At 46.5% G+C, this 19891-nt stretch carries 18 protein-coding genes, 1 rRNA gene and 1 riboswitch; of the genes, 6 read left to right on the forward strand and 13 right to left on the reverse strand.

The window, feature by feature from the left end; translation table 11 throughout:
* Positions 1-62: ribosomal RNA gene (locus tag HGP28_RS12015) — 16S ribosomal RNA — on the reverse strand; the annotation flags it as partial.
* A gap of 532 nt (positions 63-594) precedes the next feature.
* On the opposite strand from HGP28_RS12015, the gene HGP28_RS12020 reads away from it, so the two are divergent.
* On the forward strand, positions 595-1038 hold the full coding sequence (locus HGP28_RS12020) for an RNA recognition motif domain-containing protein (RefSeq protein ID WP_168836718.1): 444 nt from the start codon (positions 595-597) through the stop codon (positions 1036-1038).
* On the opposite strand, the gene murI is transcribed toward HGP28_RS12020, so the two are convergent.
* Together murI and HGP28_RS12030 are read right to left on the reverse strand one after the other, a co-directional pair.
* Complete coding sequence (murI, locus tag HGP28_RS12025; RefSeq protein WP_168836832.1) at positions 1022-1819, reverse strand: glutamate racemase; 798 nt, start codon at positions 1817-1819, stop codon at positions 1022-1024. The genes HGP28_RS12020 and murI overlap by 17 nt on opposite strands.
* Before the next feature lie 150 nt (positions 1820-1969).
* A complete protein-coding gene (locus HGP28_RS12030; RefSeq protein WP_168836719.1) occupies positions 1970-3811 on the reverse strand; it encodes a TonB-dependent receptor domain-containing protein in 1842 nt (613 codons plus the stop codon).
* Positions 3812-3845: 34 nt separating this feature from the next.
* Positions 3846-4049: riboswitch (cobalamin riboswitch) on the reverse strand.
* Between the two features lie 237 nt (positions 4050-4286).
* Here HGP28_RS12030 and trmA point away from each other — a divergent pair.
* On the forward strand, positions 4287-5396 hold the full coding sequence (gene trmA, locus HGP28_RS12035) for a tRNA (uridine(54)-C5)-methyltransferase TrmA (RefSeq protein WP_168836720.1): 1110 nt from the start codon (positions 4287-4289) through the stop codon (positions 5394-5396).
* A gap of 225 nt (positions 5397-5621) precedes the next feature.
* Here trmA and HGP28_RS12040 read toward each other — a convergent pair whose 3' ends face one another.
* Both HGP28_RS12040 and fabR read right to left on the reverse strand, forming a co-directional pair.
* Complete coding sequence (locus HGP28_RS12040) at positions 5622-6020, reverse strand: YijD family membrane protein (RefSeq protein WP_168836721.1); 399 nt, start codon at positions 6018-6020, stop codon at positions 5622-5624.
* Between the two features lie 4 nt (positions 6021-6024).
* Positions 6025-6660 carry an HTH-type transcriptional repressor FabR gene (fabR, locus tag HGP28_RS12045; RefSeq protein WP_168836833.1) on the reverse strand — a complete coding sequence of 212 codons (636 nt, stop codon included), beginning with the start codon at positions 6658-6660 and terminating at the stop codon, positions 6025-6027.
* A 234-nt stretch (positions 6661-6894) separates the two neighbouring features.
* On the opposite strand from fabR, the gene sthA reads away from it, so the two are divergent.
* Entirely contained in the window at positions 6895-8295 is a 1401-nt protein-coding gene (sthA, locus tag HGP28_RS12050; RefSeq protein ID WP_168836722.1) for a Si-specific NAD(P)(+) transhydrogenase, read from the forward strand.
* A gap of 143 nt (positions 8296-8438) precedes the next feature.
* On the opposite strand, the gene lexA is transcribed toward sthA, so the two are convergent.
* A complete protein-coding gene (gene lexA / locus HGP28_RS12055) occupies positions 8439-9062 on the reverse strand; it encodes a transcriptional repressor LexA (RefSeq protein WP_168836723.1) in 624 nt (207 codons plus the stop codon).
* Positions 9063-9337: 275 nt separating this feature from the next.
* On the opposite strand from lexA, the gene plsB reads away from it, so the two are divergent.
* Both plsB and HGP28_RS12065 read left to right on the forward strand, forming a co-directional pair.
* The gene (plsB, locus tag HGP28_RS12060) at positions 9338-11770 is read left to right on the forward strand and encodes a glycerol-3-phosphate 1-O-acyltransferase PlsB (RefSeq protein ID WP_168836724.1); all 2433 of its coding nucleotides are present in this window, start codon (positions 9338-9340) and stop codon (positions 11768-11770) included.
* A gap of 485 nt (positions 11771-12255) precedes the next feature.
* The gene (locus tag HGP28_RS12065; protein WP_439333856.1) at positions 12256-13410 is read left to right on the forward strand and encodes a lytic polysaccharide monooxygenase; all 1155 of its coding nucleotides are present in this window, start codon (positions 12256-12258) and stop codon (positions 13408-13410) included.
* 84 nt (positions 13411-13494) lie between these two features.
* Here the strand turns inward: HGP28_RS12065 and ubiA are convergent, their stop codons facing one another.
* Complete coding sequence (gene ubiA, locus HGP28_RS12070) at positions 13495-14394, reverse strand: 4-hydroxybenzoate octaprenyltransferase (protein ID WP_168836725.1); 900 nt, start codon at positions 14392-14394, stop codon at positions 13495-13497.
* A 6-nt stretch (positions 14395-14400) separates the two neighbouring features.
* A complete protein-coding gene (locus HGP28_RS12075; protein ID WP_168836726.1) occupies positions 14401-15003 on the reverse strand; it encodes a chorismate lyase in 603 nt (200 codons plus the stop codon).
* Between the two features lie 156 nt (positions 15004-15159).
* On the opposite strand from HGP28_RS12075, the gene HGP28_RS12080 reads away from it, so the two are divergent.
* A complete protein-coding gene (locus tag HGP28_RS12080) occupies positions 15160-15567 on the forward strand; it encodes a flagellar basal body-associated protein FliL (protein ID WP_168836727.1) in 408 nt (135 codons plus the stop codon).
* Positions 15568-15620: 53 nt separating this feature from the next.
* Here the strand turns inward: HGP28_RS12080 and glpG are convergent, their stop codons facing one another.
* The 5 genes from glpG to ftsE all read right to left on the reverse strand — a co-directional run bounded on the left by glpG (position 15621) and on the right by ftsE (position 19873).
* Positions 15621-16457, reverse strand: a complete 837-nt coding sequence (glpG, locus tag HGP28_RS12085) for a rhomboid family intramembrane serine protease GlpG (protein ID WP_168836728.1) — start codon at positions 16455-16457, stop codon at positions 15621-15623.
* The gene (glpE, locus tag HGP28_RS12090) at positions 16454-16777 is read right to left on the reverse strand and encodes a thiosulfate sulfurtransferase GlpE (RefSeq protein ID WP_168836729.1); all 324 of its coding nucleotides are present in this window, start codon (positions 16775-16777) and stop codon (positions 16454-16456) included. Before glpE ends, glpG begins: the two co-directional genes overlap by 4 nt.
* A 409-nt stretch (positions 16778-17186) precedes the next feature.
* Positions 17187-18044 carry an RNA polymerase sigma factor RpoH gene (rpoH, locus tag HGP28_RS12095; RefSeq protein ID WP_168836730.1) on the reverse strand — a complete coding sequence of 286 codons (858 nt, stop codon included), beginning with the start codon at positions 18042-18044 and terminating at the stop codon, positions 17187-17189.
* Positions 18045-18231: 187 nt separating this feature from the next.
* Positions 18232-19209 (reverse strand): permease-like cell division protein FtsX, encoded by a 978-nt coding sequence (gene ftsX / locus HGP28_RS12100; RefSeq protein WP_168836731.1) that lies wholly within the window; start codon positions 19207-19209, stop codon positions 18232-18234.
* Positions 19199-19873 (reverse strand): cell division ATP-binding protein FtsE, encoded by a 675-nt coding sequence (ftsE, locus tag HGP28_RS12105; protein ID WP_168836732.1) that lies wholly within the window; start codon positions 19871-19873, stop codon positions 19199-19201. The genes ftsX and ftsE overlap by 11 nt, the downstream gene beginning before the upstream one ends.
* Positions 19874-19891: the final 18 nt, after the last annotated feature.

Here is a 19891-nt window from a genome sequence, read left to right on the forward strand (position 1 = left end):
ACTTGCATGTGTTAGGCCTGCCGCCAGCGTTCAATCTGAGCCATGATCAAACTCTTCAATTTAAAGTTTTTGTGACTCAATGAATACTGATTCTATCTTTCGATAGTGAATTGACTGTGTCGATACTAAGTATCGAATTGGTCACTCAGTTCATTGAAATCGAATTTGAAGCCCCTCTTTATATAAGAGAAGTTTCTAATTGGATTATCATCAACGAGTGCCCACACAGATTGATAGGTTTATATTGTTAAAGAGCGATTTGACTTTCGAACTTGTCGTCCGTCAGGGCTGCGTATCTTACGCATTTATTTTTGAGAGTCAATCGTTATTTTCAAACTTTTTTCATCTCTACTTTCAAGGCCACCAGCCGTTGCCGTGCTCCCTGTCAGTGAGGCGGCATTATAGGGATCAGTGACGCAGTTGCAATAGTTTTTTCTTAAAAAAAAATCAACCGTGCAAAAAGACATCAAAATGGCCTATTTTGTTCATTTCTCGTACAGGTATCACCCTTAATACAAAGTTTTTGTGAAAAAATGCTTAGGCTAAGTTCAGGTCATCATCATGATTACTGCTGCTTTTGAGGCTTAACGATCTATGAAAACCCCAACCCCCTTAATGTTCAATTCGCTACTCGCTGTGATTGGCGCACTGATCCTTGCACCCTTTTCCTATTCTGCCAGCATCGCCTTTATGGCAGGGATGGTTTTAAGTAGCCTTATTTTTTGCCGCTTCCCTCATCAGCTTGATTCGGCAGCGGACCATACAACTGTGGCCAGCGACACGACGATTACCCTCTATGTTGGTAACTTACCTTATCGCGCCGACGAGCTTGCCATTCGTAACCTTTTTGAATCATACGGACATGTTTTAGCTGTCAGATTGATGGTCGATAAGCGAACTAATCGAAAACGAGGATTTGGCTTTGTAGAAGTGAGTGCCAATGATGCCCCTGCCGTTATCGAAGCACTCAATGATTATTTGTTTATGGAAAGGCAACTCAAAGTTCGATTAGCAAACGAACCTAAATTTGAGTCTTAAATAGCGCGCACGGCAACTTAAACCCTAATAAGTTTAATTGTCGATTTAGTGCATCCGCTTCCCATGGCGGCATCGTACTATGTATGACACGCTCACCCAATTGAGCACTCTTAATGATTGGTGATAGCAAGGATACGACTCGGCGGGCGATCGCACTTCCAGAATCAATTAGCGTAACCGTCTCACTGAGAGCATCGGCGATCTCTTGCTTAAGTAGTGGAAAGTGCGTACAGCCTAACACAGCCACATCAACACAACCCATAATCGGTGTTAGGATTGTTTTAAGCTCATTTAAGTTGACAGGTAAGCCTCTTAATTTTTCCTCAGCAATATCGACCAAACGCGTTGAACCCAGTAATTCGATAGATACATTCGGTAAAAATTGTTCAATAAGATCTTGCGTATAAGGTCTTGTGATTGTGGCTGGGGTAGCAATTAAGGCTATCCCCTTTTGCGCCACCAGCGCAGCAGGTTTGATTGCGGGCACAACACCTACAATCGGAATATCTAAACATTCTCTAAGTTGCGGTAACACGATAGTACTTGCGGTATTACACGCAATCACAACCAAGTCAATTTGCCAACGACTCACCGCTTCTTGAACAAGGTGGATGACACGCCCCAATAAAATTTCTTGTGCTAGCTCCCCATAGGGGTACGCCTCATTATCAAAAAGATAAAAGTAATTAACCTGCGGTAATAACGTGCAAATTTCTTGATAAACGGACAGCCCACCGACACCCGAGTCAAAAATTAATACATTCGCCTGTTCCACTCTTATTACTCATTGTAATGACACCGTTGCCGATGATACTGACTCTAGCCCGATTGGCAATACTCACAGGTTTACCAGGAGCAAAGGAAAGAGGAGCCCCTCAGGGACTCCTCTCTTTCGTATTACATCGCCATAACCCAAAAGGTTAACGAACGATTAGAACTGATACGTCATATCGGCAAAGAACTGGCGCTGCTCTCCAAGATAGTAATTACCGTCGTAACCATGAGCGGTCTGGAAATCTTCATTAAACAAATTGTCGACTCGAGCCCCCAAGGTTAACGCCCCCGTCACTTGATAACGCGCACTTAGATCCACTGTCGTATAGGCTTTCATATCACTTCCCGTACTATCAGGTCGCTTACCAATATAATTCACCACGGCAGACCAATCGACGCGGTCATGTCGATAGATTGCTGTCCAAGCGTAATTTTGTTTTGCACGGCGGATCAATTGTTTTCCATCAGCTCGATTTTCAGGATCTTTCCACTCAGCAGCAACGGTATGAGCAATACTTCCAGTATCAAAACGCGCTTCTAGCTCCACGCCTCGAATACGAGCCTTTTCAACGTTTGCTGGAAGCCAAAGGCCGTTTTCACCAATTGGTGCCCATGCAATCATATCATCCAGATCGTTTTGGTAAGCGGCAAGCTCAATGTCAACCAGTGCGTTGTAAAAACGCAGTCCTACCTCATGTGAGATTGACGTTTCCGGTTTTAAATTTGGGTTCCCCTGACCGGGCCAATACAAATCATTAAACGTCGGCGCTTTGAAACTAGTACCTGAACTTGCTAACAGTTCAACCCCGGACCAAAGATTCACGCCAGCCCCGATAGTCCATGTCGTGTGGTTACCAAAGGCGCTATCATCATCGTGACGCATTGATGCTTCGAGCGTCGTACGCTCGTTTCGATAAAGCGCGGTACCAAAAACGCCCAAATTATCTTTCTTTGTTTTGACATACTGAGTGGTGTTAGCACCACCTCGCTGAGCGTCCTCACGCTCCAAATCGATACCGACATTAACGTCTAAGTTAGGCGACGCCTGATATTGAGTTAACCACGATACACTATGACGCTTCGCTTCCAGAGCCGTTTTCGCGACTAGGCCGCGGACGTCGCCATCTTGAGCATGATCGTGAGTTGTTGATAACTGCCACTGTGAGTACCAGTTTTCGCGGTTAAATTTTAGTGCGGCGGCAAGCGTGTAAAACTCAACTAAATTCTCTTGCTTCGCGCCGCCGTATTGACTTGCGTACTCAGAGCCTGAGTCTAGACGGTAACTGTGAAATTGAGCGCTCCATTGCTGATTAAACTGGTGGGCAAGCGAGCCCAACGCAGTAAAGGCTTCAAATCCATGATCCTCTGGCGTCATTTCATAAATTTCGCTACCGGTACTGCGCTCATTGGCGATAATTAACGCACCTTGGGTCTGCTCATTGAGCTGTCCGGCAGAGCGCCACGCCAGCAAAGATTGATTTTCAGTACCATAACCGACTTTAGTTTGGTGTCGCTTATCTTGTGCACTTAACGTGGTAATGCTTATCACACCCCCAATCGCATCCGATCCATAGACGGCAGCACGTGGTCCACGAACCACTTCAATGCGCTCAATGGCGAAGGCGGGGATCAAGCCGATAGAGGCTCCACCTGCCGTTGCAGAGTTAATTTTAACCCCATCGACTATCACCAATGTGTGCTTTGTCGGCGTGCCACGCAAATACAAACTGCTCGTTTGTCCCTTGCCCCCGAGTTTATTGACTTCAATACCGGGCATCGTCTCAAGCACATCAAGTGCCGTTGTCACCTGTAGCGCTTCAATATCTTCACGCGTCACAACTGTCATTGACGCCAATACCGACGACGGTGACTGTGCAAATCGATTGGCGATGACAACATGAGTCTCATCCACGTCATCAGTGGGTAAAGTATCAGAAGAAAAAGAGGCATAAGAAAATAGCGCAACGCTAAGCGCGCTCGCCAATTGGGAGTATTTCATTTCGTTGTGTCCTAAATCGCGTCAACATCACGAGTGGGTTCACTCGTCGCTGGCAGGTCTTCGGACTTAAGAGCAAAATAACCTACTGCCCTGACTTCCCACTTAATTCCATTAAGCAGTGTCATATTGGGGGTCGTTCTCTAATACCGCTGCGCGTCAGTTCCGGATTCACACCGGATTCCCTTTTCAGTTTTCCACTGCACAACGCAGGAAAAACACCAGCTAACAATCTGCTTAATGAGCTAATGCTATCAAGCAGTTGTCGCATACTATTGATACTGTCAAAATTTGTCTAGCGATACATTTTTTAACCAAACGCAACGCAACAGTCGCAATCGCTACACAAAACACCTTATGCAGAGACAATGCACTCGTTACGACGTCAAAACATCAAGTTCATGAGGTAGACTGGACAAGACGAGGGATTCGAATAAAATCTGCCCTCTTAACTTGATTGAACCTGAAAGGCACTTTTATGGCGACCCTTGATGTAACTCCCGAGCTCTATCAGCAGCAACTTGACGCAAAAATTGCGCGCTTAACCGAAATGTTTGCTGATTATGCAACCCCTGAGCTAGAAGTGTTTGAATCAGCGACGCAACATTACCGTATGCGTGCAGAGTTCCGCGTCTGGCATGAAGGCGATGAGATGTACTACATCATGTTTGATCAAGAAACACGTCAAAAATACCGTGTCGACCAATTCCCTGCCGCCAGTCGCCTGATCAATGATCTCATGCCGTTGTTAATCGATGGTCTAAAAAGCAATGACTCCCTACGCCGCAAACTGTTTCAAGTTGATTTTTTGTCCACGCTCAGTGGTGAAATTTTGGTATCACTGCTTTATCACCGCCAACTTGACGAACAATGGCAGCAAGAAGCCAAAGCACTCAAAGAACGCCTGTGTGACGAGGGCTTCAACCTCAATTTAATTGGCCGAGCTCGCAAAATGAAAATCGTGCTGGATCGCGATTATGTGGTTGAAAAACTGCACGTCAACGGTGCGCCATACCTATATCAACAAGTCGAAAACAGCTTCACTCAACCAAACGGAAAAGTCGCTGAAAAAATGCTCGAATGGGCGGTAGATTGCACCGAGGGCAGTCAGGGCGACTTACTTGAACTCTATTGTGGTAATGGCAATTTTTCATTAGCACTAGCACAAAACTTCAATCGCGTTCTTGCGACCGAATTAGCCAAACCTTCTGTTGAGTCCGCGCAATACAATATCGCAGCCAATGCCATCGAAAACGTAAAAATCCTTCGACTCTCAGCAGAAGAGTTCACACAAGCGATTGAAGGTAAGCGTACCTTCCGCCGCTTAGAAGACGCGGGGGTTGATTTAACCCAATACGACTGCAATACGATCTTTGTCGACCCACCTCGCGCCGGGATGGACAGTGATACTTGTAAAATGGTTCAAGGCTACCAACGCATTCTCTACATTTCATGCAATCCGGATACATTGAAAGAAAATCTAGCCATATTGAGTGAAACCCATCGCATCACACGTTTTGCTCTATTTGACCAATTTCCGTATACCCACCATATGGAAGCGGGTGTCATGCTAGAGCGCAAAGCGTAATCGACCTCAACAAAAAACGAGCAAAATGCTCGTTTTTTTATTTCTATACCCAAACAACTTGGAGATGCAGGTCGGCGACAAACGGACAAAACCTCTGAACACTTCGTGAACATAGAGACACTGTGTGATGAGGTTTGTGAGAGCCTGCCCCTTACTTTTTTAAAAGAAAAACACTGCAACTTTAAGGAGAAAGGGGATAGCGACTTAGCCCCAAGAGACTCAATACTACTGGGAGGCTTTTTCATCAACAGGGCTCGACTTGCGCTGCGCCACTCCGAGTTTGACACCAACCCAAGCCAGCAAAGCCAATACGACCAATATCGCAAAAAAATTCTGGCCTTCAGCTGGATAGAGCGCTTTAACGAATGCCGAGTGACCAAACGCCCCAATAAAGAAGCACGCAAGACCGATAAGTGGTACATCCTCTGCAAGTGGCTGACGCAAATACTCTTGATATAGAGCTTGTAGTGCCAGAATTAACGCAATCCAAGGAAAAATTGAAAAAGTAACATCACTGATAGTGACCCACGAAAGTAGCGAGTTACCGCACATTCCAATAATAACGGCCAAGATATAGGTTTTTCGTTCTGCTTTTAAATTTCGGTTTGTACTGTCACTCGACATATGGTTATCCCTCTTTTAATCGAAGTCGCTCGCGCTCTTTGCGATACCAATAAGCCCCTTTTGCCACGATTCTCAATTGAATAATAAGACGTTCAGCCAATTCATCGCGCGCGCGTCGGTCAAGATCTAACGCTTCTGCGCCAGAGCTAAACACTAAAACCACTGAGGCTTCAGCCTGAGCAAGTGCCTCATCACGAGTCATGCCTGTACCAATCAAATATTCCGTTAGCTCCGCAGCAAAATGCTGAATTTCACGCGCTACCGCTGCACGAAAGTCAGCGGATGTACCAGAACGCTCCCTTAACAATAGACGAAATACGTTTGGGCTACTCTCAATGAACTCCATAAAGGTTTCAACTGAGGTTCGGATCACGCTGCCCTCTTTCGCAATACGTTGCCGAGCTTGTCGCATTAATTGACGTAACAACAAGCCCCCCTCATCAACCATAGTCAAACCGAGTTCATCCATGTCTTTAAAATGGCGATAGAATGAGGTTGGCGCAATACCTGCCTCTCGGGCGACCTCACGTAAACTGAGATTAGAAAAGCTGCGATCCGCACTCAATTGACTGAACGCCGCATCAATCAAAGAACGCCGAGTTTTTTCTTTTTGCTGTGCACGAATGCCCATGGATTTCATTGTCAATCGAAAGACTACCTTAATAAGTGATACAGCATAATATAGCGCGATTGTTGACTCGATATAAGAGCACTAGCCTCGACGACGTGAGCCACTGCGCGAGTAAATTTAATAAGCGTGATCGCAATCTTCGTGATCGTTTCCACTCTCTTGCCCCACACTAATTTACCAATCGGTAAATTTAGTTAAAATCTGGTTAAATACCCAGGACACATCAAAATCAAGGAAGGCATTATGGCTCAGTCGCATCACTTTGACGTCATCGTTATTGGCAGTGGCCCAGGGGGCGAAGGCGCCGCTATGGGGTTAACAAAGGCAGGGCTCAATGTTGCTATTATTGAAAAAGAGAGCAGCGTGGGCGGTGGCTGCACGCACTGGGGCACAATCCCTTCCAAAGCATTGCGCCATGCTGTCAGTCGCATTATTGAGTTTAATAACAATCCCATTTTCTGTCGAAACAACAGCAGCCTTCACGCCACCTTTTCAGACATACTGAGCCACGCTAAAAGTGTCATTGATAAACAGACTCGACTTCGTCAGGGTTTTTACGATAGAAATCAATGCACGTTGATTTTTGGTCATGCGCGCTTTATTGACACCCACACACTCGCAGTAAAACAACCTGATGGCAGCGAAGAACGTTATCACGCCGATAAATTTGTTATTGCAACAGGCTCTCGCCCCTATCGGCCAGCAAATGTTGACTTCACCCATGAGCGCATTTATGACAGTGACTCTATCTTGGCACTTAAGCACGATCCTCAACACATTATCATCTATGGCGCAGGCGTGATTGGCTGTGAATACGCTTCAATTTTTCGTGGTCTTGGGGTCAAAACCGATTTGATCAACACACGAGATCGCTTGCTCTCTTTTCTTGATAACGAAACATCCGACGCATTGTCGTACCACTTTTGGAATAGCGGTGTCGTGATCCGCAACGATGAAACCTATGAGTCCATTGAAGGGAGTAACGACGGTGTGATTGTACACCTACAGTCGGGTAAAAAGATGAAAGCCGATTGCATCTTATACGCCAATGGACGAACCGGAAACACGGATACTCTTAACCTCACGGCGGTGGGGCTCGAACCAGATTCACGTGGGCAATTGAGTGTCGACAGTAACTATCAAACACCCATAGAACATATTTATGCGGTAGGGGATGTTATCGGGTACCCAAGCTTAGCCAGTGCCGCTTACGATCAAGGCCGATTTGTCGCGCAAGCCATTACTAAAGGCGAAGCCGACAACCATTTAATTGAAGACATTCCAACTGGCATCTATACCATTCCCGAGATCAGTTCGGTAGGAAAAACCGAGCAAGAGTTGACGGCAGCCAAAGTGCCTTATGAAGTGGGTCGCTCATCCTTCAAGCATTTGGCGCGAGCGCAAATCGCAGGCAAAGATGTCGGAAGCCTAAAAATTTTATTCCATCGTGAAACTAAAGAAATTCTTGGCATTCACTGCTTTGGTGAACGAGCGGCAGAAATCATTCATATTGGACAGGCGATCATGGAGCAAAAAGGGCCAGCAAACACCATTGAATACTTTGTTAATACGACATTCAATTATCCAACGATGGCTGAAGCGTATCGTGTCGCAGCCTTAAACGGATTAAATCGATTGTTTTAGATTCTGCGTATCCCCAAATAGCGAGCATCAAAAAGGCGGATGAATCAAAACATTAATCCGCCTTAATATTTTCGCCTTTCATCACTAGATTCAAACAACGCAAATCAAGTAGAAAAAATCGTAGCTGGCAATAGAATAAAAGCTTACATCCAATCGCCGCTGCGGATCACGCCGACTGCAATGCCTTCAATTGAAAGCTGCTGGGCACTCAAATCGACTTCAATCGGTGCAAAAGATTCATTTTCCGCATGCAACAACACTTTGGCTCCTTTGCGCTCAAGACGTTTGACCGTAACATCATCATCCACGCGAGCGACAACAACTTGACCGTCACGCACATCTTGAGTTTTATGCACAGCAAGTAAGTCGCCATCCATAATGCCAATATTTTTCATACTTTCACCATGAACGCGAAGTAAGAAATCCGCTTGTGGGCGAAACATGGCAGGATCCACCTGATAGTGCGTTTCTACGTGCTCTTGAGCCAAAATAGGCTCTCCCGCAGCGACTCGACCAATCAGAGGAAGACCAAGATCTTCGGGGTCATTGCTGGCTTCAACCAGAATACGAATGCCACGGGATGCCCCTGGGACAATTTCAATCACCTGTTTACGGGCCAGTGCTTTTAAATGCTCTTCTGCTGCATTCGCAGAGCGAAACCCCAATTCTCGAGCAATTTCGGCGCGAGTAGGTGGCATTCCAGTATCATCAATTTTACTTTTTATTAAATCAAAAACTTGTTGCTGTCTTGGCGTTAACGGCTTCATGACTCACCTGTCTTTTTATACAGTTAACTGGAAGTATATCCAGTAACTGGTTAAAAAGAAAGCCTTGCTATCACGCGCATCGGATTCTCTACACATCTTGGAGGATGAAACTGGAACGCAATAAAGAAAATCGGCAGATCACGACGTTGCTGCACTTTTAAACATTAAAGGTTCGACCAGTTTCTGCTATCCTTGCCAGTTAAGTATTTTCGCCATGTGGCTAACGGTTTCGTGATGGCCACAGGTTATATTAATCAATTGAGGCTGAGACCCCTATGTCTTCGCGACACCCAGTTACCCAATCATTACTAAAAGCACCTATATCGCTTTTTGTTCGGGGCAAAGCTATTCCCTCTGATCCTATTGCGGATCTGAACATCGACCTCAATAAGCCGATTGTTTACGCGCTGCCTTTTCGTTCCAATGTTGATCTCTTAACCTTACAAGCTCAAACACGAAAGCTTGGCTTGCCGGACCCACTCGAACCGTTAGAAATCAATGGTCAACAATATTGTCGCCACGTCTATATCGCTGCGTGCCCAAGCCTAATGCAGGATAACGATAGTCTGCCCAAAGACTCGATTGCGCTCTTTGGTGATCTACTTGCATTGCATCAACAAGACGCCCAGCTTGATATTCAAATTTTACCAACTGCGGTGTTATGGAGCCGTAAACCTGGTAAAGAAGGCGAGCACAAATCTTATCTTCAACCGATGAACGGATTACAAAAAGGCTGGTCCGTATTGGTCGATGGCCGCAGTTGTTCGGTCCGCTTCAGCCCTCTAGTGTCACTGCGTTACATGGCCGATGCTCACGGTACTGATGAGGCTATCGCTCATAAATTAGCGCGCGTGGCACGAATTCATTTTTCGCGTCAAAAGCTTGCCGCCTCGGGGCCAAATCTGCCGATGCGTCATGTGCTATTTGAACGATTGTTAAAATCACCCGCCATCAAACAAGCCATAGAAGACGAAGCTCGCGCCAAGGACATTCCTTTAGAAAAAGCACAGAAAGAAGCGCAGTCTATGATGGATGAGATTGCAGCAGACTTCTCTTATACCTTGATTCGCCAAGGCAACCATGTTCTGTCTTGGCTGTGGAATAAGCTCTATCAAGGGCTCAACATCAATAATGCGGCAACAGTGCGACGCCTTGCACAAGATGGCCATGAGATCGTATACGTGCCTTGCCATCGTAGCCATATGGACTATTTGTTGCTTTCTTACGTGCTCTACCATGAAGGCATGGTGCCACCGCACATTGCTGCTGGCATTAACCTTAACTTCTTTCCAGCAGGGCCGATTTTCCGCCGTGGCGGCGCTTTTTTCATTCGTCGTAGCTTTAAGGGCAATAAGCTCTACTCCACGATTTTCCGTGAATATTTGGCCGAATTGTTCGCCAAAGGGTATTCCGTTGAATATTTCAGTGAAGGTGGGCGTTCGCGCACAGGTCGCCTGTTAACCGCCAAAACCGGCATGTTAGCGATGACCATTCAAGCCATGCTTAGAGGCTTAAACCGCCCCGTGACGCTGGTGCCCGTCTACATCGGTTATGAACACGTCATGGAAGTGGGCACTTACGCTAAAGAGTTACGTGGCAAACGCAAAGAAAAAGAAAATGCTGGCTTAGTGCTGCGCACCTTACGCAAGTTGCGCAATTTTGGTTTTGGTTATGTCAACTTTGGCGAACCGATCCCGCTCAATCATTACTTAAATCAGCACGCACCAGAATGGGTCAATGATATTAATCCTATGGGAGGCAGCAAGCCAGCGTGGATGAATCCGGTGGTCAATGGGTTAGCGGAAAAAATGATGACGCACATCAACGATGCGGCCGCCACCAACGCTTTAACCTTGTGCGCAACCGCCTTACTGGCTTCACGTCAACGGGCGCTATCACGTGACTCGCTTGAGAATCAACTTGAGTGTTACCTTGAATTACTGAAAAACGTTCCGTACTCAAAAACTCGAACCGTACCAAGTGATTCCGCATCGGCTCTGGTTGAACATGCGCTCTCGTTAGATAAGTTTGTGATTGAGACAGACAGTATGGGTGACATTATTTCATTAGATCGAAATCAGTCGATCTTAATGACTTACTATCGTAACAACATCATACACTTACTTGCGTTACCTTCATTATTGGCACAGATGGTGGTGCGTCAGCGCCGAGTCAGTGTTGAACAGCTACAGCAACAAGTTGGACTAATTTACCCCTTCTTAAAAGCGGAGCTGTTTTTGAGTATCGAAGAGGCGAAGCTTTCAAATATGGTGCAGGCTCTGCTAGACGAGTTGTTACGTCAGCGCTTAGTGCTTGTGGATAATGGCTACGTTGAAATGAATCAGCGCAACAGTCAGCCTTTGATGTTGCTAGGTCGCACGATTGGCGAAACACTACAACGTTATGCGATTGCGCTCAATTTACTGGTTGCCAGCCCGGAGTTAGATAAAGCCGATTTAGAGCAAAAGAGTCAAGACATTGCGCAACGACTGGGTCGTCTGCACGGGATTAACGCCCCAGAATTCTTTGATAAAGGCGTCTTCTCAGCCATGTTTAATACTCTTAAATCAGAACATTATCTTGACGCCGATGGCAGCTGTAATGAGGACCAAAGCAAGCATTTAGCGAAATTGCTCTATGCCTTACTTTATCCGGAAGTAAAACTGACCATTCAAGAGAGCATTTACCAATCGACGCTGCATGATTAGTACATTTATATAGCCAAACAACTTGGCGTTGCAGGTCGGCGGCAAACGAACAAAGCCTCTGAACATAGATGAACTATGTGATGAGGTTTGTGAGAGCCCGCACCATAATTTTTTAAGCAAAGCGCTGCAACTTCAAGTGGAAAGAGGATAACGTCAGCACCTTTGTAGTGCTGACGGTTTATTTAGCTCATTCTTTTTTACAGATTCTTACCGCCGACCTCGAATATCGTCTTCCCTCACATCGTCATGATCATTTGAAGTCACTCGAAAAACCTCATTCGCTCTCGTTACGTTAAGTTATTTTTTGTAAACTAGGCGCCATTTTATAAATCAAATAAACATTAGTTCACTCACAATTCGATTCAGCCTGCTAGGTTAGCTAAGGTCGTCTTCATTTGGTATGCGTGGAGCAACTGCCATTACACACCATTTGTTCAAGATGTTTTAAATGACATCAACCAATCATTAATTCGCAAGGATGAGTTATGAATAAGTTCACCTCTAAGCTCGCGGTTCTTTTATCTCCTATCTGTATGCTTGCCAGCCCGTTGACTCACTCACACGGCTGGGTCGAGTTTCCAAGTGCGCGCCAAAATACCTGTTATCTTGATGGTGGCTACTGGAACGATCAGATTCCCAATGCAGCATGTCAGGCTGCGTATGATCTTTCTGGCGCGCACCCTTTTGTACAGCGTAGTGAAATATCAGCCAATGTGAGTAACTACCGAAATATCGCGGATGTACAAGATGTCGTCACCGATGGTCAGTTATGCTCAGCTGGCGATCGGTCAAAAGCAGGACTCGATTTACCCTCTCCACATTGGCAACGTACCCATGTGAGTCTTGACGCCAATCAACAAATTGAGCTGGTATTTTATGGTCAAGCACCGCATAACCCGTCTTACTGGGAGTTCTATCTTAGTAATCCAGATTATGACGCGACCCAACCGCTCACATGGCAAGATTTGTCCCTAATTGATACTGCGGGTAATGTCTTTGTCGGCGATGACAAGCGCTACCGCATCAAAGTCCGTTTCCCCGCGGACCGTAGTGGCGATGCAATTCTCTATACTCGATGGCAGCGTGATGATGCGGCAGGCGAAGGATTTTACAATTGCAGTGATATTCGTCTATCGGGAAGCCATTCATCGGATCCCTCAGATGCAACATTAACCTCACTTGGGTACTTCATACCTCAAGGCTTTGGGCCTGTTGCCATTGACGACCAAATTAGGTTGCGTACCTTTGATGAACAAGGTCAAGAGCAAGTCGATTTAATTCTAACCATCACCGAAACCAACCAAGCGAATTGGCCGGCGACGCTGGCTGAACAGTTTAATCAAGCGACCTCTAGCAGCTGGTATATTGGGATCTGGCACGATGAGATGAGTCATTACATGTTTGACAGCGCCAACTTATATGCCAATCAAATCTGGGCACCGGACAACACATTCAACTACGCACTCTCCTTAATCAAACCGCCCCCTTCGGCGGCCGAGAATGCATGGTCTGCGCAATCAACTTATCAACAAGGTGAGAAAGTGTCACATAAAAACCAGCAATGGCAAGCAAAGTGGTGGACACAAAATGAAGAACCCGGAACCACTGGGGAATGGGGAGTATGGCAATTGTTGCCATAAAGAGAGTGGTAAGAAGGCTTGAAAAAGAAAACGGGCAGTTCAATTGACATTGAGTCTGCCCGTTTGTTTATGAAGGTGCGTGAATTACCAAAGTGCGGCAAACAGCCCAAGCGCAATCGCCATACCCACATAATTGTTATTTAAAAAAGCGCGAAAGCACGCTTGACGCTCACGATGACGTATTAAGTGCTGCTGATAAACAAATAGGGCCGCCGCGACAAGAATGGCCCAGTAATAAACACCTGCCAGCTCTAAATAGCCTCCGAGTAACACGAGCATCACCAAGGTGCTCAGCTGCAATACACCAATGATCAGTTTGTCAAAACGGCCAAAGAGAATGGCCGTTGATTTGATACCAATATTGATATCATCATCTCGGTCTACCATTGCGTATTGTGTGTCATACGCCACAGTCCAAAGACCATTGAGCACAAAAACAAACCACGTTAACCCAGATAAGCTGCCGGCTTGAGCCGCCCAAGCCATAGGAATAGACCAGCTAAACGCAAGCCCTAGAAACAGTTGTGGCAGGTGGGTATACCGCTTCATAAACGGATAAATAAACGCCAACACGACACCCATAATTGAGAGCTGAACCGTTAGTGCGTTCATGGTCAACACCAACAAAAACGCGCTCACCACCAGCAAAACAAATAAAGCGATCGCTTCTTTGGTGCTCACTTTGCCCGAAGGTAAAGGTCGCTGACAGGTACGTTTTACATGACCATCGACGTGCCTATCGGCCACATCATTGATGACACAGCCCGCACTGCGCATCAATAAGACGCCCAGTACAAAGACGATAAGAATCACCGCATCTGGGTGACCATCGCCCGCAATAATCAGCGCCCATAACGTTGGCCACATCAACAACAGCGATCCGATGGGCTTATCCATTCGAGTTAACTGCCAAAACGCGCGGCATTTATCTTGCCATGAAACGGATCTCGCCAACTTGGCTGCGGTTGATTTATCCAAGCTCATGATCGCTTACTCCGTGCTCTGTTGCCCGAGGGGCATTGTTCGATGAGAAACACTAACGCGGCCCTCGGCGTCGTCCATAACGCGTTGTTCAATCGGTGCTTGCGGTAAAAATAGCTCTGTGACTAACATAGGTTTATGATTCATCCAAAGCCGCGAGCGCCTAACAAATAAACGTTCACCCTGATGTTCAACGCACCCTATCTCTAGGCGATCACGCTTAACGGCCTCAGCAGCAAATACCGTGAGTCCAAGAGGAATATCGCCTTGAGAGCGTAAATCGACAGACTGGTGCTGCCATGTTGGCTCAGGGATCAATGTTCGACCAATCACCCACGGCTGCCCATCGCCTTGCAAGATGACCTCTCGCAACAAACAAGAATGAGCGCCAATCGCTAGGGTTTCATCTTTGCTTAATGTCTGTGCGCTCACGTGTTGCTGCGCTAATACCACCACACTCAGATGTTGGCATTGCTGTGCTAAACGCTTGGAGAGTGACCCTTGTTCACAAAGCCACTGGCTCACTTCTAGATTGGGAAAATCAAAGTCGTTAGCATTTTGCCACTCAACATCATCGAGCGATGTGAGATAGCGCGAAATTGCCTGAGTCATATCTATATTCAATTCTTAGCTTTATCAGTACAATAAAGCAGCATCATTACTAGCATTACACAATGCGCTCCCCAATAGGGTTGCGCTATTGTAACAAGTGTGACGCGTTTCGAGTATTGCCAACTGAAGAAAGAAAACCAAAGAAAAGTAGAAACCATGAACAAACGCGACTTTTTTTCGCAGCTCTGCCTGCTTGCAACGCTGACATTACCCGCGCATGCGCAAGAGAACGCCAGTGTGCCAAGCCTCGCTTACTTCACGCTTGAGCCAGATCTCACCACTAATTTTTACACTCGTGGCAACCAATTAGGCTATGTACAACTGCGCATTGATATTATGGTAATGAATGACGCCGACGTCGCGCTTGTCGAGCATCACCAACCGCTGATTCGCGATGCGATCATCGAGTTGGTCGGCAAACAGACCGAAGACACCATAAAGTCGCTCGCGGGGCGTGAAGATATGCGTAAAACGTTAACCGAGCATCTTAACGCCATTCTATTACCCGAAACCGGTAAGCCTCTCATTGCCGACCTGCTCTTTACTAAATATCTATATCAATAAACAATCTGATTACGTCACTGAAAAGACCAAGGGCGCTCACACAGCGCCCGGTTCTATTGCTGGTATTTTTGCTTACTCGCATCAAGCCATGCAAGCGCCATCCCGGCAATTAAGCCAACCAAATGCGCGGTATTCGCAATCGCGAAAAAGGGCTGAACAAACCCCAACACCAACCAGATCAACATAAAGGCGACCAAAGGTTTTGCCACCGTTAATCCATAGTGAGGCGCGCGAAGACCAAAAATCCACAGGTAACCCAAAAGGGCATAAACAACGCCGGATAAGCCACCAAAATTAGCCCCCTCAACCCAATACTGCCCCGCACCAGATAGCGCCGCTGAAATCAAAAAGATCTGCAGTAACTTACCACTGCCAAGACGCTTTTCGATATCGCCACCGAACTCCCACCACCACAAAAGATTAAAAATGATGTGAGTGACTGAAAAGTGCAGCAATGCATGAGTAAACCACCGCCATAATTGCCACTGCTGCGCAGCGTCGGCAGGAAAATGCAACGCATCAAAAACGCCTTGGCCAAAACCCAACATACGCAGCGCATAGATAACAACGCAAGCGAACATAACCACCAGCGTCACAGGGCCGGCCTTAGCTCGTATCATTGCCATTAAACTTGGGCTGGCGTAACGAAATCGTGTGGGTTGCGAGGGTCCGACATCCCAAGATGCAGCGCGGTATCGCGGTGCAGTAGGATCGTGCAGAAACTGCTGCAGCTCGACTTCAACAGCGTCATAATGCGTGTCATCCACCAACCATAATGAAAATTGACCCTCACCCTCCGGCATCATTCGAATATCGATATGTTGCGTTGCCATATAATCGATAAATGCCTGACCGCTGCGCGGATTGTTAAGCGCAATTAGTCGCTTCATATTTGCCCTTCTACTGGTAGGCCGGCACGTTGCCAGGCCTCAAAACCACCATCGACACTATAAACACTATCAAATCCTTGCCCAATCAAATATTGCGCAGCGCCTTGACTGCTAATACCGTGATAGCACATGACCAATATGGGTTGATCAAACTCCGTTTCTTGTAAAAACGCCACTAAAGAGTCATTCGTTAAATGAAACGCGCTTGGCACTCGCCCCTGAGAAAAACTCTGCGCGTCGCGAGTATCAACTAATACTGCGGTCGTTGTTTCCAGTAAACGCTGAGCATGTTGAACATCAATATGTTGAAATTGGTCCATAAAATCTTGACTCCTTTCATTAATCGGTGTGTTCGGATTGTAACCTATCCAAAATGTAAAATACCCATGGGGTTAAAATCGGCTCGAGAATTGACGATTATTCACTCAGCTGTGGGTAACCTTGTGGATTGCGTTGATAAAGTGGTTAGGATAAAAATGATCCACAACATATAGGGTTGATCTTGTTCTTTCTGTGGGTATAACAATATCTATCCCCAAAAGACAGACTCGATAAAGTCCTTATCTACTCCGCGTTGAACTCAGCTACTCAAGAAAGTTCCCACAGAGTTATGCACAGGTAACGTGACGTAAAATGATCGCGCTCGTGGAGCGATTCGATCCCAATAAAAAAGCCGAGATCAACTCTCGGCTTTAGATTCATAGCAATAAAGATGGTCGTCACCGCAGACTAAAAATCGCCTACTGCAGCTTTGAGTTTTTTCATCGCATTTTTTTCAAGTTGTCGAATACGCTCAGCTGAAACGCCATAGCTGTCTGCCAGATCTTGCAGGGTTGCTTTGTTGTCATCAAGCCAACGCGAACGAACAATATGCTGACTGCGCTCATCCAAACTCGCAATAGCGAGCTGCAGTCGATTGTTTGTATGAGCTTCCCAGTTTTCTGCCTCAAGATTATCAGCAATATCCGATGCCTTATCTTGCAAATACAACACCGGCGCATTTACTGACGTTGAACCGTCATCGTCGTCCACCGGCATATCAAATGTTGCATCAATGGCCGCCAAACGGGATTCCATTTCGCGCACCTCGGCAGGCTCAACACCAAGCTCACGAGCAACCGTTTCGACTTCGCCATTATTAAACCAACCCAAACGCTTTTTGGACTTGCGAAGATTAAAGAATAATTTGCGCTGAGCTTTTGTTGTCGCAATTTTGACGATGCGCCAGTTACGCAGCACATATTCATGAATTTCAGCTTTGATCCAATGGACAGCAAACGAGACAAGCCTAACACCGACTTCTGGGTTGAAGCGCTTAACCGCTTTCATCAAGCCAATGTTGCCTTCTTGGACAAGATCCGCCATTGGTAGACCGTAACCAGTATAACCTCGAGCCACATGAACCACGAAGCGTAGATGAGAAAGAATCAGCCCTTTTGCTGCGTCGATTTCACCAGAAAAATGGAGCCGCTCGGCCAATTCACGTTCCTCATCAGCGGTCAGCATTGGGTAGCTGTTCACTGAACGAATGTAACTGTCTAAGCTGTCTTGGGTAACGAGCGCCATTGGGTACGCTTGCTGTGTCATTCAAATCCTCATTGGGTTGTTATTGCTAAGAAAACGCATCGAGTGAGATCCCTGGCGAGCGTTTTGAACGGTAATAGTGGCCTGAAAGCGAATAAGTTTCAAGCAACGCGATTCATTTTCGCGTAAAAATTTTGTTGAATGTCTTGTTTTTCATCACGTTAGACAACTATGACGCGTTATAATCTTGTTAAATAGGCTCAATTTCGTTGAGGTGACGCTGCGCCGAGATGCGCGCGGCAAGACTGCCTATCGCAATACCTACCATCATCAACAACAAAGATTCATCCCACCCTAAGCCAAGCAAGCGAAAAGGCCTATCGTACAAAGCGGCCACTTGCTCAACCCCAAAACTAACAACCACCGTCAGCAAGGCTGTTGCAAGCCAAGCCACAAGAGCGCCGAGCAGCCCAAACCACATTCCGGTATAGACGTATGGGCGCAGAATGTAATGATCCGTTGCGCCAATCAGTTTCATGGTTTGGATCTCTTCCTTATTGGCCAATACATTAAACCGCAATGTATTACCCACAATTAAAAAGACCGCAGATAGCATCAAAACGGCCAAAGCACTTGCGACAATCACCGCAAGTTGCTTAATTGCACCAAGTCGTGCCAACCAATCACTGTCCAGTCGCACATCACTGACATTGGGTTGCTCTGCCAACCAAGCTGCAACATCGGCCTGCGCATTAACGCCGGTTGTTTGAGGCTCCACAATCAAGACCGCGGGCAGAGCTTGCTCATCAAGTAATGAAAGCGCTTGTTCAAAGCCCGAATATTGACTGAGGTCGGCTAACCCCTGTTGTGATGAAATGTATTCAACCCCTATGACATCGTCTCGTGATTCGAGGGCATCTTTTAAGACCATCGCGCGCACGTCAGATACACCGCTATCAAGGTATGCGCTAATTTGAACCGGAGCCATGACCTTGTGACTGACCTCAGCCACATTTTTACCTAGCAAGTAAAGACACGCTGGTAAAGTCAACGCTATCGAGATGACCGCGAGGGTCAATATGTTGCCCATAGGGCGCTGCCACAGAGCATAAAATGCGGCGCGAGCATGATAATAATGCGCAGCAAAAAAGCCTTGGCTGTTGGTGCCCGTTTGACGCTGATTCGTTTGACGTTGATTAGAACGCACCGCCTGTCGTTTACCGGCCATATTGCTCTACCTCGCTCAAAAAGCCTTGATTCAGCTCCAACTGTCGATATTGCGGGCGCGAACTGACCAAGTTTTGGTCGTGGGTTGCGAGCAAAATAGTCACTCCCGCGCGGTTAAACTCTTCAAACAGACGTAAAATACGATTGGATAATTCCGGGTCTAAATTACCGGTCGGTTCATCGGCCAAAAGCAGACGCGGTCGATTGACCACCGCGCGCGCAATACCAACACGCTGCTGTTCACCGCCCGACAATTGACTTGGCAAACACGCCGCTTTATCCAACAAATCGGTTTTATCTAATGCCGCATTGACGCGGCGCTTAATTTCCGTTTCGGACATCGCCACAATGCGCATTGGCAAGGCAACGTTATCAAAAACCGAACGGTCCATTAGCAATCGGTGATCTTGAAATACGATGCCCATATTGCGGCGCAGGTAAGGAATATCTCGACTCTCAATTCGAGTAATATCATGATTATTAAATAAGATAGCGCCATCGGTTGGCCGTTCTATCGCGCAGATAAGTTTCAGTAATGTGCTTTTCCCTGCACCTGAATGACCACCTAAGAAAGCCATTTCACCACGGCGTAAGTGAAAGTCCACTTTCTGCAATGCTTGGCGCCCACCACGGTAGGCCTTACTCACCTGCTGAAATTTGATCACGAACTGCGCTCCCCTGCT

Source organism: Vibrio agarilyticus (assembly GCF_012641465.1).
Classification (GTDB): Bacteria; Pseudomonadota; Gammaproteobacteria; order Enterobacterales; family Vibrionaceae; genus Vibrio; species Vibrio agarilyticus.

Coding starts and splice junctions, on each gene's coding strand:
- rpoH (WP_168836730.1), bottom strand. CDS start 18,044: ATGACACAGCAAGCGTACCCAATGGCGCTCGTTACCCAAGACAGCTTA.
- glpE (WP_168836729.1), bottom strand. CDS start 16,777: ATGGACCAATTTCAACATATTGATGTTCAACATGCTCAGCGTTTACTG.
- fabR (WP_168836833.1), bottom strand. CDS start 6,660: ATGAAATCCATGGGCATTCGTGCACAGCAAAAAGAAAAAACTCGGCGT.
- lexA (WP_168836723.1), bottom strand. CDS start 9,062: ATGAAGCCGTTAACGCCAAGACAGCAACAAGTTTTTGATTTAATAAAA.
- ubiA (WP_168836725.1), bottom strand. CDS start 14,394: ATGAGCTTGGATAAATCAACCGCAGCCAAGTTGGCGAGATCCGTTTCA.
- HGP28_RS12020 (WP_168836718.1), top strand. CDS start 595: ATGAAAACCCCAACCCCCTTAATGTTCAATTCGCTACTCGCTGTGATT.
- trmA (WP_168836720.1), top strand. CDS start 4,287: ATGGCGACCCTTGATGTAACTCCCGAGCTCTATCAGCAGCAACTTGAC.
- plsB (WP_168836724.1), top strand. CDS start 9,338: ATGTCTTCGCGACACCCAGTTACCCAATCATTACTAAAAGCACCTATA.
- HGP28_RS12080 (WP_168836727.1), top strand. CDS start 15,160: ATGAACAAACGCGACTTTTTTTCGCAGCTCTGCCTGCTTGCAACGCTG.
- HGP28_RS12075 (WP_168836726.1), bottom strand. CDS start 15,003: ATGACTCAGGCAATTTCGCGCTATCTCACATCGCTCGATGATGTTGAG.
- sthA (WP_168836722.1), top strand. CDS start 6,895: ATGGCTCAGTCGCATCACTTTGACGTCATCGTTATTGGCAGTGGCCCA.
- ftsX (WP_168836731.1), bottom strand. CDS start 19,209: ATGGCCGGTAAACGACAGGCGGTGCGTTCTAATCAACGTCAAACGAAT.
- HGP28_RS12065 (WP_439333856.1), top strand. CDS start 12,256: ATGAATAAGTTCACCTCTAAGCTCGCGGTTCTTTTATCTCCTATCTGT.
- HGP28_RS12030 (WP_168836719.1), bottom strand. CDS start 3,811: ATGAAATACTCCCAATTGGCGAGCGCGCTTAGCGTTGCGCTATTTTCT.
- HGP28_RS12040 (WP_168836721.1), bottom strand. CDS start 6,020: ATGTCGAGTGACAGTACAAACCGAAATTTAAAAGCAGAACGAAAAACC.
- glpG (WP_168836728.1), bottom strand. CDS start 16,457: ATGAAGCGACTAATTGCGCTTAACAATCCGCGCAGCGGTCAGGCATTT.